The organism is Providencia rettgeri (genome assembly GCF_013702265.1).
GTDB lineage: Bacteria > Pseudomonadota > Gammaproteobacteria > Enterobacterales > Enterobacteriaceae > Providencia > Providencia zhijiangensis.
In genome coordinates this window covers 2,520,564-2,535,512 of sequence record NZ_CP059348.1, presented here as the reverse complement: position 1 = coordinate 2,535,512, position 14,949 = coordinate 2,520,564, and the positions used below count along the sequence as shown (strand labels likewise).

The following is a 14,949-nucleotide window of genomic DNA, read 5'->3' as shown; positions in this document are numbered from 1 at the left end:
GATTTATAGACTACACAAAAGTAACTAACTGGATGAATATTTGTAGAATATCACTTCATCTCTATAATAAACTTGATGAACAGTATAATAAGCAAAGAATTAATTATCTAATCGCTCTGACCAATCACTGTAATCATAGTAGGAAGTTTAGTCAGGAAATGAAGAATTAAATTGAAGTAAATCACTGATGAATTTCACTTATTGTGCGTTAAACGGTGTTCTAACGTAAATTTAAGCAAAAAAGACTGAGTACGTGCACTAAATCACGTAACATCGTCACGATACTTTAATTTTTAATAATAAAGGAAATGATAATGCGCAAAGTTCTTTTAGCTGTTGCAGCGACCTCTGCATTTTATATGGGTGCTGCTCAAGCAATTTCTGCTGATTTCAGCGCAGGTGAGCACTTTACCGAATTAAGCGGTGGTTTTGGTACTCAAGGTTCTGGTTTAGCATTTAATGGCTCATGGGCGCGCAGCGATCACAATGGTCAGCTAGGTAGCCTAGGTGCAACGTTCGGCCTGCCATTAGGTCCAATTAATGCCTATGTTGGCGGTAAAGCACTGTATTTATCTCCTGAAGATGGTTCAGATGGTGCAGCGGCTGCATTAGGCGGCGGCTTAAGCTGGCAAGCACTGCCATCATTAAGTTTCTACGGTGAAGCGTATGGCGCACCAGAATCACTGACTTCAGGCAGCAAATCCTACATGGAAGCGAAAGCAGGTGCGCGTTACACCGTGTTTAAACCGCTGTCGGTTGATGCGGGTTATCGTCTGATTGAGATGAAAGGCGCGCATGATGATCGTAATGAGAAACTTGCAGATGGTTGGTATGTGGGCGCCGGCTTATCCTTTTAATTTTTCTTCATATTTCACGCTGTAGCGTTGTTGGCTGCTCTTGCTAACCCTAGTCACATACTTGTGTATGCTCCTAGGGATTAGCGCGTTTGCCGCCTAGCTACAACATGAACTATTTTGAAAAATGGCAGTGATAGTTTTTCAAAAAAAACATCAAAAAACGCCAAGAATAACACCCCAATTTGGGGTGTTTTTTTTATGAATGAAATTCTTGGGATTAACCTACGTTTGGTAGGAAGCCGGCCACGATGGCGAATTGGATGGCGATGACCGCGATACCGCACAGCAGAACTAAAGTGAGGATTGGGGTGCCGCCTTTGACGCGGTAAATGCCATTGGCTTCTAACTTGCGTACGCGCATGGTTAACAGTGCCGGTATGATTAATGCTAGGACTGATAATGCGACAGCGGCGTAAGTTAATGCCTGTACAAAGCTACTAAAGAATAGGGCGGCAAGTAACGGTGGTACGAAGGTCAGCAGCGTGGTTTGTGCGCGACCAATAAAATCATTGCTGCGCTTAAATAAGTCTGCAAGGTAATCAAATAAACCTAAAGCCACACCTAAGAACGAAGTCGCCAACGCTAAATCCATAAACAGGGCCACGGCCATATTCACGCGTGGAGTGGCAACTACATCACGGATAGCAGTTAATAACCCATTTAAACCGGATGATTGAGCAAGGATCCCCATAAATGTATTTGATGGGATAGCGCCGAGAGTCGCAATTTGCCATAAAATGTAGGCAACCAGAGGAATTGCACTCCCTGTAATGAAAATGATACGCAGCTTGCGTACATCACCATTCATGTAATTGACTAAACTCGGTACGCTTCCATGGAACCCAAAAGAGGTAAAAATCACGGGAACCGCGGCGAGTATAAGGCCTTTTTCGAGAGGCATTGTGCTTAGGTTAACCGCCTCGGCATGAGGCATCATAACGGCAAGCATGATCACTAAGAAAATCGTCTTAGCAGTAAAAAGAATACGGTTAATAAAATCAACAGAGTGTGTTCCCACACAGACCACAGCACCACCAACAATAGTGAACATAATAATGGCTGTTTGAGTCGAAACGGTGATCCCCCACCAAGAGGATAGGCTATCAGAGATAAGCACTCCAGCTCCGCCAATATAGGCAGTTGTCAGAGCATACATCAGCAATAACATACTCAAACCCGTGACAATTTGACCAACGGGGCCGAGGTACTTTTTCGCAACACTACCGAGACCCATATTGGCAGGATTATGCTGATAAACTTCGACCAGTAGTAATGAGGTATAACTCATTAGCATCCATAAACCTATTAACAAACATACTATTCCAGTGAAGCCAACACCCGCTGCCGCTAGCGGCATTGCTAGCATTCCTGCACCAATTGTTGTTCCTGCCACGATCAAAATACTGCCAAGGGTACGATTCTTCACAAATTCCTCTGATTGAATTCGGGTTATTAATAATTTAAGCAGATTATGCGATTGCGATTACTCTGTCAAATCTGAATTACAGTGAGTGTAAATATATATTAACAGTCTAAATAAGATAAAAGATTCTTTAATGTTTGCCCTAAAGGAAGTGTTGATAACGATGTGTGAAATGATGTTAAAGAATGATAGAAAGGGTAACCGCGGTGGGGTTTAAATGTTAAAAAATGGGGTTTATTGGATTGATTTTACTCATTATATTATTTAACTGAACATTATGGCAGCAACTAAAGGGGAATTTTGTGATGAGGGCAAAATATTAGGAATGAAAATAAAACAATATTGTTTTTTAAATTAATATAAATCAAATTAATACGTTAAGACCATCTGGATAATAAGGGAAACCTATAAATAAAGGATGGACCTATGGACTTTATGATTCAACTTGCCATTATTCTTGTCTGCTTGTTCTACGGAGCAAGAAAAGGGGGTATGGCGCTCGGGCTGCTAGGTGGTGTTGGCCTAGTTATACTTGTCTTTGGCTTTGGTTTACCTCCAGGAAAACCGCCTGTAGACGTTATGCTTGTTATCATTGCTGTTGTTGCAGCATCAGCAACCTTACAAGCATCAGGCGGTTTGGACGTTATGCTACAAATCGCAGAACGTTTACTGCGTAAAAATCCAAAATACATTTCTATTGTTGCACCTTTCGTTACCTGTATTTTAACCATTTTGTGTGGTACCGGGCATGTGGTGTATACCATTTTGCCAATCATTTACGATGCAGCGATCAAGAATAATATTCGTCCTGAAAGACCAATGGCGGCGAGTAGTATCGGGGCGCAAATGGGGATTATTGCCAGCCCTGTGTCTGTGGCCGTTGTCTCTTTAGTCGCGATGTTAAATGGCGTATCTATCAACGGTAAATCACTGGAATTTTTAGATTTATTGGCAATCACCATTCCATCTACCTTAATTGGTATCTTAGCGATTGGTATCTTTAGCTGGTTCCGCGGTAAAGATCTGGATAAAGACCCAGTATTCCAAGAGTTTATCTCTGTGCCTGAAAACCATGACTATGTTTATGGTGAGACGGTTACGCTACTGGATAAAAAGCTGCCTAAAATTAACTGGGTAGCAATGTGGATTTTCTTAGCATCTATCGTTGTGGTGGCATTGCTGGGCGCATTTTCTGAGCTCAGACCATTAATTAACGGTAAGCCGTTATCGATGGTATTAGTGATCCAGATGTTCATGTTATTAGCGGGTGCGCTGATCATTATCATTTGTAAAACCAATCCAGGACAGATTTCTAAAAACGAAGTATTCCGTTCAGGGATGATTGCTATCGTGGCGGTATATGGTATCGCGTGGATGGCAGAAACCATGTTCGGTGCTCATATGGATGAAATCAAAGGCACTTTAGGTTCATTAGTCAAAGATTTCCCTTGGGCGTATGCGGTTGTTTTACTGTTAGTGTCTAAATTTGTGAACTCACAGGCGGCGGCATTAGCGGCAGTAGTTCCAATCGCTCTGGGTATTGGTGTTGACCCTGCGTATATCATTGCTTCTGCACCAGCCTGTTATGGTTACTATATCCTGCCAACGTATCCAAGCGACCTTGCGGCAATTCAGTTTGACCGTTCTGGAACCACGCGCATTGGTAAGTTTGTTATCAACCATAGCTTTATTCTGCCGGGCTTAATCGGGGTGGGTGTATCCTGTGTGTTTGGTTGGGTATTTGCTGCGATGTACGGTTATCTATAAAAATACCCTTCATACTTCAAATTGCAGGGGTGTTAGCTGCACTCAGCTAGTCGGGTCACATACTTGTGTATGCTCCCCGACTATCTTCGTTTGCTGCCTACCTGCAACTCGAATTATTTTGGGTATTATATTATGGTTAGATATACAGTGTTACTAACGTCGCTACTCGATTTCAATATCGGAAAGCGGATGGCAGCAACAGGGTAATATCTCACCCTCTTGAACAAAAGCGATCGGTTTACGTTTGTATCCAACCTTTCCCTTTAATAATGTTACGCGGCAAGAGCCACAGTAGCCTTCTCGGCATTGGTATTCGACAGGCACTCGGCTATCTTCAAGGGCGTCCAATAAACTGGTGTGAACGTCGGTGTGGTAGGGGACTTGCACACCCTGCGTAAGACGCAGGGTGATTTTATGACTTGCCATAATTACAGTTCGAAATCACTCAAATCATCGGTGTTAACTTCAGCGTCAATCTGACCGACTAAATAAGAGCTGACTTCCACTTCTTGTGGCGCCACTTGAACGTTGTCAGACACTAACCATGCGTTGATCCATGGAATAGGGTTAGAACGCGCTTCAAATGGTAATTTCAGACCAACCGCTTGCATACGAATGTTGGTGATATATTCCACATACTGGCACAGAATATCTTTGTTCAGACCAATCATAGAGCCTTCGCTGAACAGATATTCAGCCCACTCTTTTTCTTGTTCTGCCGCATCTACAAACAGGCGATAGCATTCATCTTCACACTCAGCGGCAATCTCTGCCATCTCAGGATCGTCTTGACCAGAGCGTAACAGGTTCAGCATATGCTGAGTCCCTGTTAAGTGCAGCGCTTCATCGCGAGCAATTAGCTTGATGATTTTTGCATTACCTTCCATCAATTCGCGCTCTGCAAAGGCGAAAGAACACGCGAAGCTGACATAGAAACGAATTGCTTCAAGGGCGTTAACACTCATTAAGCATAAATAAAGTTGCTTTTTCAGTGCACGCAGTGAAACGGTGACTTGTTTACCACCCAGTGTATGCGTCCCTTCACCAAACATATGATAATAGTTGGTCATTTCGATCAGCGTGTCGTAGTACTCAGAAATATCTTTTGCACGCTTCAGAATTTCTTCATTCTCAACGATATCGTCAAAGATAATGGCCGGATCATTCACAATATTACGAATAATATGCGTGTATGAACGTGAGTGAATAGTTTCCGAGAATGACCAAGTTTCAACCCAAGTCTCTAATTCTGGGATTGAAATCAGTGGCAAAAATGCCACGTTAGGGCTGCGACCCTGAATAGAGTCGAGCAGCGTTTGGTATTTCAGGTTACTGATAAAAATGTGTTTCTCATGATCAGGCAGCGCATTGTAATCAATACGGTCGCGCGCCACGTCAACTTCTTCTGGGCGCCAGAAGAATGAGAGTTGCTTTTCAATCAGTTTTTCAAAAATAGGGTATTTTTGCTGATCAAAACGGGCAACGTTCACAGGCTGGCCGAAAAACATTGGCTCCAGCAGCTGGTTATTCTTTTTTTGAGAAAAAATCGTGTATGAATGTGACATAACCATCCCTATTAAATTTTACAAGCTCCGCCTTCACAATCAGAATCTGCGGTTTCAACAACCTCTTCCAGATCCCCCTGAACATCTTCAGCACCATCACGGGTGTTGTGGTAGTAAAGTGTTTTCACACCAAACTTGTAGGCTAACAATAAATCTTTTAACAGTTGATTCATTGGCACTTTGCCATTCGGGAAACGGGTTGGGTCATAGTTTGTGTTCGAAGAAATCGACTGGTCGATAAACTTCTGCATGATCCCAACTAACTGCAAATAGCCGCTATTGGAAGGCATTTGCCATAATAGCTCGTAAGCACCTTTCAGGTTTTCGTAATCTGGTACCACTTGGCGCAGGATACCGTCTTTTGATGCTTTAATGCTGATATAGCCACGTGGTGGTTCGATACCATTAGTCGCGTTCGAAATCTGAGACGAGGTCTCTGATGGCATTAATGCAGACAGTGTTGAGTTGCGCAGACCGTATTGTTTAATATCGTTACGCAGAGCTTCCCAATCATAATGCAGTGGTTCGTCAGTTAATTTATCGAGCTCACGCTTGTAAGTGTCGATAGGTAACACGCCTTGTGCATAGGTGGTTTCATTGAACCACGGGCAAGCGCCTTGCTCTTTCGCTAATTCATTTGAGGCTTTCAATAAGTAATATTGAATCGCTTCGAACGTTTTGTGCGTCAGGTTGTTGGCGCTACCATCGGAGTAACGAACACCGTGTTTCGCTAAGTAGTAAGCGTAGTTAATCACACCAATACCCAGAGTACGACGACCCATAGAGCCTTTCTTCGCTGCAGGGATTGGGTAATCTTGGTAGTCTAACAGTGCGTCTAATGCACGAACTGCTAAGATAGCTAACTCTTCTAACTCATCGAGGCTTTCAATGGCACCTAAGTTAAACGCAGACAGCGTACACAGGGCAATTTCACCATTTTCGTCATTGACGTTATTTAATGGTTTAGTTGGCAGTGCAATTTCCAGACACAGGTTAGATTGACGAACAGGAGCAACCTGCGGATCAAACGGGCTGTGGGTGTTACAGTGGTCAACGTTTTGAATATAGATACGGCCTGTGGAAGCACGTTCTTGCATCATTAATGAGAATAATTCTACCGCTTTCACACTGGATTTACGGATTTTCTCATCTTGCTCATATTGTACGTATAAGCGTTCGAATTCGTCTTGATCGGCGAAGAACGCGTCATATAAGCCCGGAACATCCGATGGGCTGAACAGGGTGATATCTTGGTTTTTGATCAGGCGCTCATACATTAATTTGTTGAGCTGTACACCGTAGTCCATATGGCGAACACGGTTACCTTCAACACCACGGTTGTTTTTCAGGACTAATAAACTTTCTACTTCTAAGTGCCAGATAGGGTAGAACAGGGTTGCTGCACCACCGCGTACGCCACCTTGAGAGCAAGATTTTACCGCAGTTTGGAAATGCTTATAGAATGGGATACAGCCAGTGTGGAAGGCTTCACCACCACGGATTGGGCTACCCAGTGCACGGATGCGACCCGCGTTGATACCGATACCAGCACGCTGAGACACATATTTCACGATAGCACTTGAGGTTGCGTTGATAGAATCAAGGCTGTCACCGCACTCAATCAGAACACATGAACTGAATTGACGTGTCGGTGTACGTACCCCCGCCATAATTGGCGTAGGTAAAGAAATTTTGAATGTTGATACCGCATCATAGAAACGACGGATGTAATCTAAACGGGTTGCTTGTGGGTAATGAGAAAACAAGCATGCCGCAACCAGAATATATAAAAACTGGGCGCTTTCGTAGATTTCACCGGTGACACGGTTTTGAACTAAATATTTCCCTTCCAACTGTTTAACAGCAGCGTAGGAGAAATTCATATCACGCCAATGGTCAATAAAACCATCCATTTGCTCGAAATCTGCTTCGGTGTAGTCTTCCAGCAAATGCTTATCATATTTACCCATCTCAACCAGATGTTTTACGTGGGCATATAATTTTGGTGGCTCAAACTGGCCATAGGCTTTTTTGCGCAGGTTAAAAATCGCTAAACGTGCAGCAAGGTATTGGTAATCTGGTGTTTCACCGGTGATTAAGTCGGCAGCAGCTTTAATCATCGTTTCGTGAATATCAGAAGTTCTGATCCCATCATAAAACTGAATCTGAGAACGTAACTCCACCTGTGAAACTGATACGTTACTAAGACCTTCCGCCGCCCATGTAATAACTTTATGGATTTTGTCGAGGTCAATGCGTTCTTTATGTCCATCACGTTTTGTGACTAACAGACTCTGGTTCATGAGCAAGTACACCTTGGTTGAGTTACAAATAGGGAGTCCCAAACGTAAAAAAGCTCATGATGAAGAATCATGAGACTTGTATATTATATTTGTGATGACCACTATATGTAGTAGTTTGTTAAGAATCTAATAACAAGATAATGTTAATGTGTGATTTTATCAAGTGTACAAATTTGATGGTTCTTGTGGATAACAACTGGATAAGAAAAATTGATCATGTCGGTAAGCAGCATGAGAAGTGGAGTTGCTAAAAATTGACTTACCGACATTCGACTAAAAATTATTTTGTAAAGTTGAGACCGTTTGCTGTTTTCTTAAACGTACCGCTTGCTATTTATTCGCTGATCGTATGCAGCATATAGTTCACATCAACGTTAGGCCCTAACCAAAATTTATCGGTGATTGGATTATAATGTAACCCCATCATATGTTGTTCTTTTAATTGCGTTTTATCGACCCAGCTAATTAATTCGGATGGACGGATAAACTTATTGGCATCGTGGGTGCCTTTCGGAACCATTTTCATTACATATTCCGCTGCCACGACAGCCATTAGCCATGCTTTTCTGTTGCGATTAATGGTGGAAAAAATAACATGTCCGCCAGGCTTAACTAACTTCGCGCAGGCTCTTACCACAGATTCTGGATCTGGGACGTGTTCAAGCATTTCCATGCAGGTCACGATATCGTAGCTCTGAGGGTGTTTATCTGCATGTTGCTCGACGGTTTCTTGGACGTATTCCACAGGAATACCGGATTCCAGAGAGTGTAGACGAGCGACCATTAACGGATCTGCGCCCATATCTAAACCCGTGACATCTGCACCTTCGCGCGCCATGCTTTCAGATAAAATACCGCCACCGCAGCCAACATCGAGGATTTTTTTACCAAAAATGCCGTCTACACGTTGCATGATGTAGCCTAAACGCAGCGGATTAATACGGTGTAATGGGGCAAACTCGCCTTCAAGATCCCACCAACGTGACGCTATCGATTCAAACTTTTCAATTTCTTGTTTGTCGACGTTTAGGTACGTTTGGTCTTGGGTATCATTCATCTGAGGAACTCCTATATCTATTTCTATCCTCGCATTACTTATTTTTACCTATTGGACTATATTTATTTTGCAAAATGCAAAAATAGGTTGGAATTCGTAATGGGACGATAGTCGCCCGTGAGTTAATTTATTGGGATTATGAGCCAAATATGAAAATCCTTGAGAGACTATTGCTTGAAAATCTACAAGATTCGGACACATAAGCGCATTTTTCCGCTATTATACATAGCTTGAAAGACAAATACTCACTTCTCTTATCTCTTAATTAAATAAGGGAGTTGTGGTATAGTTTACTCTTTGAATCTGAAGTTATGAGGGACAGTGGTTCCATGAGCGAGATTGCCAGAGAAATCACCCCAGTCAATATCGAAGAAGAACTGAAAAGTTCCTATTTGGATTATGCAATGTCCGTTATCGTCGGTCGTGCACTTCCAGATGTTCGAGATGGACTGAAGCCAGTACACCGCCGAGTGTTATTTGCGATGAATGTGCTGGGAAATGATTGGAATAAACCCTATAAAAAGTCTGCCCGTATCGTCGGGGACGTCATCGGTAAATACCATCCACATGGAGACATCGCCGTTTATGAGACCATCGTCCGTCTCGCGCAGCCTTTCTCTATGCGCTACATGCTGGTAGATGGTCAGGGGAACTTTGGTTCAGTTGACGGAGACTCCGCCGCTGCAATGCGTTATACGGAAATCCGTATGGCGAAAATTGCCCATGAAATGCTGGCTGATTTAGAAAAAGAAACCGTAGACTTTGTTCCTAACTATGATGGTACAGAGCAAATCCCAGAAGTGATGCCAACGAAGATACCTAACCTTTTGGTCAATGGTTCTTCGGGGATTGCCGTCGGGATGGCAACTAATATTCCTCCGCACAACTTAGGGGAAGTGATTAATGGTTGCTTAGCTTATATAGAAGACGAAGATATTAGTATCGAAGGCTTGATGGAACACATCCCAGGCCCAGATTTCCCGACCGCCGCTATTATCAATGGCCGTCGTGGTATTATCGATGCGTATCGTACCGGTCGCGGTAAAGTGTACATTCGTGCGCGTGCCGAGGTCGAAGTTGATGAGAAAAATGGCCGTGAAACCATTATCGTCAACGAAATTCCGTATCAAGTGAACAAAGCGCGCTTGATTGAAAAAATTGCGGAATTAGTTAAAGAAAAACGCGTTGAAGGTATCAGTGCACTGCGTGATGAGTCTGATAAAGACGGTATGCGCATTGTTATTGAAATTAAGCGCGATGCCGTTGGCGAAGTGGTGCTCAATAACCTGTATTCACTGACTCAACTGCAAGTTTCTTTCGGTATCAACATGGTGGCTCTGCATCAGGGGCAACCAAAAATCTTGAACCTGAAAGATATTATTGCCGCGTTTGTTCGCCATCGTCGTGAAGTTGTTACACGTCGTACTATTTTCGAACTGCGTAAAGCCCGTGACCGTGCGCACATCCTTGAAGCGTTGGCGGTGGCACTGGCGAATATCGATCCAATTATCGAATTGATCCGTAAAGCACCAACACCAGCAGAAGCAAAAGCTGGGCTGATTGCCCGTTCTTGGGCTCTGGGTAATGTTGCTGCAATGCTGGAACGTGCGGGTGATGATGCAGCGCGTCCTGAGTGGTTAGAGCCGCAATATGGTGTTCATGAAGGCCAATATTTCCTGACTGAACAGCAAGCACAAGCAATTTTGGATCTGCGTTTACAGAAATTAACTGGTCTTGAGCATGAAAAACTGCTGGAAGAGTACCGTGAACTTCTGAAACAAATCGAAGAATTACTGTTTATCCTGCGTAGTCCTGAGCGTTTAATGGAAGTTATTCGTGAAGAGCTAGAAGCAATTCGTGATGCTTATAACGACCCACGTCGTACTGAGATCACTGAAAATACCGCAGATATCAATATCGAAGATTTGATCAACCAAGAAGACGTGGTGGTAACGCTATCTCACCAAGGTTATGTGAAGTATCAGCCATTGTCTGATTACGAAGCACAACGCCGTGGTGGTAAAGGTAAATCTGCAGCACGTATTAAAGAAGAAGACTTTATTGAGCGTCTGTTGGTGGCGAATACCCACGATACTATCTTGTGTTTCTCAAGTCGTGGTCGCTTATATTGGATGAAAGTCTATCAATTGCCTGAAGCTAGCCGTGGTGCTCGTGGACGTCCAATTGTGAATTTACTGCCACTTGAGCAAGATGAACGTATCACTGCGATCTTACCAGTGCGTGAATATGAAGAGGGCTATTATGTCTTTATGGCGACCGCGAGCGGTACCGTGAAGAAAACCCCTCTGCAAGATTTCAGCCGCCCAAGAAGTGCCGGTATTATTGCCGTAAACTTGAACGAAGGCGATGAACTGATTGGTGTTGATTTAACCAACGGTAGCAATGAAGTCATGCTGTTCTCTGCGCAAGGTAAAGTTGTACGCTTTGCAGAAGATGCGGTTCGTGCGATGGGACGTACAGCGACAGGTGTTCGCGGTATTAAATTAATGGACGACGATAAAGTTGTTTCTTTAATTATTCCTCGTGGTGAAGGCCATATTCTGACTGTGACTGAAAACGGCTTTGGTAAACGTACTGAAGAAGCCGAGTACCCAACAAAATCTCGTGCAACTCAAGGGGTTATCTCCATTAAGGTGAGCGAGCGTAATGGTCAAGTTGTTGGCGCTATCCAAGTTGAGGATACCGACCAAATTATGATGATTACGGATGCAGGGACTCTGGTTCGTACCCGCGTTTCTGAAGTTAGCGTCGTTGGACGTAATACTCAAGGTGTGACGTTGATCCGTACTGCTGAAGATGAAAAAGTAGTTGGTTTGCAACGTGTTGCTGAAACTGAAGACGATGAAAATACCGATGAAGAGGGTATTGATGTTGACGGTGAAGCACAAACTGATGCAGATACCGAAGAGTAAGTCTCATTTATCAATGAAACGGGCGGATTATCCGCCCGTTTTTGTATCTTTACACTAGCAATATACATGGAAGTTATTGGTTGTCGCTTTTCATTGAGTTAATCGAGTATACTCAGTAATAGTGATAATGTACTTGTAGGTAACGGATTGAGATATTTACCCTCGTTTAAAACATCCCTCAGATTATCTAGAGATCTTTTTCGTGTCCTAGGCGTTATGCTATGGGGAATGGGGCTTTTCATCACTCTGTTTTTCCTTTATACCCAGTTTAATGAGCATAAATCTGATCTGCGCCAGCAATTCCATTCTGGTTATGAAAACCTGCAAGTTTACATTCAGCAGTCAAATGCTACTCTTCGCCTGATCCATTCCATGACAGAGCAGCAACGGCTCAAAGACGAAGAACATCAACAAAAAGTGGGTATTCAACAAGAAGATATCACTTTACCCACATCCACGTCGTACTCGCTATACCCACTCATGCCATCGGCAGATTGTGATGCATTTAAGCAGCGGACTCAGAACTACCTTTCTGCTTTTGAACAACTTAATATTTTCTGGAAAGATAGCATTGCGGTACCCCAAGGCTTAAATCACGTATTTGTCTTTGGAACAGGTAGTTATTGCATGATGGATTATTCAATTCGCGCTGCTGTTTCTGATATTGATACGTTAAAAAAAGTGGTCTATGACAATGCGCGGATCTACAAGCAGCTAAGGCAGCAGGGGCAAGAGCGTAATTTATATACCATTACTCACAGCGCTCAACCATCAAATGGTCAACTCTATTTGATGATCCCTATTTATGAGAAAAGCGTAATTATTGGTTTTATTGGGATTGAGCGTGCGATCAACTTAAATCAGTTTAATTTACGCAATAATCCGGCCGTTGAAATCACATTAATTAACTCATCAAATCAACCGGTTCTCTACACTTCGTCAGATGCGAATATTAAAAATTCACCATTACTGACATCAGGAGAGATAAATTATTTCGGTTTTAACTCTGATTATACTCAGCTGTTTTTTAAGAAGCGCTTAGCACCTTCGCAGCTAACAGTTATTTATTCAATCCAGACATCGTATTTAATCGATAACTTAAAAACATCAATAAGTTACGCAATATTAATTAATATTTTATCTGGTACGTTAATTTTCTTTTTAATTTGGTTGCTAGAAAGACGAATGCTAGAGCCAGCGGCCAATACGGCGATTCGTCTTGAAGAGCATGAACAGTTTAACCATAAAATTGTGGCATCAGCCCCTGTTGGGATCATTATTCTAAGGCTAAGTGATGGCGGCAATATTCTGAGTAATGAGCTTGCACATAACTATTTTCGCTTGCTGAGTGAAGATGATAAACAGCGTATCTTGATGATTATTCGTCAAAAATCCAGCAACTATATTGATGTTGTTGCAACGAATGGCACCCATCTACAGATTAGTTTTGTGAATTCACGTTACCAAAATGAAGATGTAGCTATCTGCGTATTGATCGATATTAGTATCCGCGTGCAGATGGAAAAATCATTGCAGGATGTCGCAGATGCTGCGGATCAGGCGAACCAAGCGAAATCGATGTTCTTAGCCACGGTAAGCCATGAATTGAGAACGCCATTGTATGGGATTATCGGTAATATTGAATTATTACAACGATATGATTTATCAGATAAAGCGCTTCGATTAGTCTCTACGATGGATAACTCGTCATCGCTGCTGTTGCAGATTATCAGTGATATTTTGGATTTCTCTAAAATTGAATCCAAGCAATTGAAAATCGAAAATAAGCTATTCAATTGCCGTAATGTATTTGCTTATGTCCTTGCTAATTACGTGCCTTTGGCGACTAAAAAACAAGTGTCGCTTTACTCTTATATTGAGCCTAACATTCCAGACCTGATGCTTAGCGATCCAGTGCGTCTACAACAGGTTATCTCCAACATTGTGAATAACAGCATAAAGTTCACGGACTCGGGCTTTGTGATGTTGCATATTTGGAAAGATGAAAATTATTTAAAAATTGAGGTCAAAGATTCGGGGATTGGAATGACCCCAGCAGTGGTTATGCAATTATTTGATCCCTTCTTCCAAGTTTACGATCAAAATAATGGGCATAAAGGTACAGGGTTAGGGCTCGCTATTTGCGAGAAACTCATCAACTTGATGGATGGTGATATTGGAGTGGATTCTCAAGCGGGGCTGGGAAGTACGTTTACGATCCGCATTCCACTATACGGCCAGCAATATTTAGAACCCGCTATTCCTGAGTACCGAAAAAATTACCGTATAGCCGTAACGGGACAAAATGCATTCTTAATTGATTTTCTTGTAAGATTGCTCGAACACCATGATTTTAATGTGGTGACGGGCTCATCCATTGATATCAATGAGACGTATGACTTGTTGATCACGGATATCCAAGAAAGTGTTGTCTTACAGAATAGAAACTTACTCAAACTCAGTAGTTTATATTCAGGTGAATTATTTGAAACTCAACCAAATAATTGGCTTTATAACACTTATCAGCTCGATAAGTTGCCAATGTTGATTGATAAAATCATTGTTAAGCTGGCTCAAGGCAGTAAAGAGAGTTTAGAAAATCACGATCTCGAAGGTGCCGATGCAGATTTGAATACGTTTAAAGTCTTGATTGTTGATGACCATCCTATTAACCGGATGCTATTGACAGAACAGTTAGCAAGCATTGGCTTTATGACCAGTACAGCTGTCGATGGATTAGATGCGCTGAAATTCCTTGAACATAATCATGCAGATATCGTCCTCTCTGATGTGAATATGCCCAATATGGACGGTTATCAATTAGCGCGCACGTTGCGAGAACAAGGCTTTAAGCAGCCGATTGTGGCGTTAACGGCAAATGCCATGGCAGAAGAGAAGCAGCGTTGTCTTGATGCGGGTATGAATGATTGTCTCTCGAAGCCTACATCGATCAGTGTGCTAAGGGAGTCGTTAGTGAAGTATGTTAAACCTAATGAATAAATTACTTATTAAACAGTTAACATATTGAATAGAAAAAATAAAAG

At 42.5% G+C, this 14,949-nt stretch carries 9 protein-coding genes; 4 read left to right on the top strand and 5 right to left on the bottom strand.

The genetic code is table 11. From position 1 onward, the window contains the following. Positions 1 to 314 precede the first annotated feature (314 nt). On the top strand, positions 315 to 857 hold the full coding sequence (locus H0913_RS11630) for a YfaZ family outer membrane protein (protein WP_154602865.1): 543 nt from the start codon (positions 315 to 317) through the stop codon (positions 855 to 857). Positions 858 to 1,074: 217 nt separating this feature from the next. On the opposite strand, the gene tyrP is transcribed toward H0913_RS11630, so the two are convergent. After that, positions 1,075 to 2,223 (bottom strand): tyrosine transporter TyrP, encoded by a 1,149-nt coding sequence (gene tyrP, locus H0913_RS11625; RefSeq protein ID WP_230082430.1) that lies wholly within the window; start codon positions 2,221 to 2,223, stop codon positions 1,075 to 1,077. 483 nt (positions 2,224 to 2,706) lie between these two features. Here tyrP and H0913_RS11620 point away from each other — a divergent pair, with 483 nt between their 5' ends. Beyond that, positions 2,707 to 4,047: an anaerobic C4-dicarboxylate transporter gene (locus H0913_RS11620; RefSeq protein WP_154602864.1), complete on the top strand. Its 1,341-nt coding sequence runs from the start codon at positions 2,707 to 2,709 to the stop codon at positions 4,045 to 4,047. Positions 4,048 to 4,209: 162 nt separating this feature from the next. Here H0913_RS11620 and yfaE read toward each other — a convergent pair whose 3' ends face one another. From yfaE to ubiG, 4 genes are all read right to left on the bottom strand, one after another. Further along, positions 4,210 to 4,473 (bottom strand): class I ribonucleotide reductase maintenance protein YfaE, encoded by a 264-nt coding sequence (yfaE, locus tag H0913_RS11615; RefSeq protein ID WP_154602863.1) that lies wholly within the window; start codon positions 4,471 to 4,473, stop codon positions 4,210 to 4,212. A gap of 2 nt (positions 4,474 to 4,475) precedes the next feature. Beyond that, on the bottom strand, positions 4,476 to 5,612 hold the full coding sequence (gene nrdB, locus H0913_RS11610; RefSeq protein WP_036952796.1) for a class Ia ribonucleoside-diphosphate reductase subunit beta: 1,137 nt from the start codon (positions 5,610 to 5,612) through the stop codon (positions 4,476 to 4,478). 11 nt (positions 5,613 to 5,623) lie between these two features. After that, positions 5,624 to 7,915 carry a class 1a ribonucleoside-diphosphate reductase subunit alpha gene (gene nrdA / locus H0913_RS11605; RefSeq protein ID WP_181477297.1) on the bottom strand — a complete coding sequence of 764 codons (2,292 nt, stop codon included), beginning with the start codon at positions 7,913 to 7,915 and terminating at the stop codon, positions 5,624 to 5,626. Between the two features lie 334 nt (positions 7,916 to 8,249). Continuing rightward, complete coding sequence (gene ubiG, locus H0913_RS11600) at positions 8,250 to 8,972, bottom strand: bifunctional 2-polyprenyl-6-hydroxyphenol methylase/3-demethylubiquinol 3-O-methyltransferase UbiG (protein WP_036952802.1); 723 nt, start codon at positions 8,970 to 8,972, stop codon at positions 8,250 to 8,252. A gap of 329 nt (positions 8,973 to 9,301) precedes the next feature. On the opposite strand from ubiG, the gene gyrA reads away from it, so the two are divergent. Both gyrA and rcsC read left to right on the top strand, forming a co-directional pair. Then, the gene (gyrA, locus tag H0913_RS11595; protein ID WP_181477296.1) at positions 9,302 to 11,905 is read left to right on the top strand and encodes a DNA topoisomerase (ATP-hydrolyzing) subunit A; all 2,604 of its coding nucleotides are present in this window, start codon (positions 9,302 to 9,304) and stop codon (positions 11,903 to 11,905) included. A gap of 147 nt (positions 11,906 to 12,052) precedes the next feature. After that, the gene (gene rcsC / locus H0913_RS11590) at positions 12,053 to 14,905 is read left to right on the top strand and encodes a two-component system sensor histidine kinase RcsC (protein ID WP_181477295.1); all 2,853 of its coding nucleotides are present in this window, start codon (positions 12,053 to 12,055) and stop codon (positions 14,903 to 14,905) included. Positions 14,906 to 14,949: the final 44 nt, after the last annotated feature.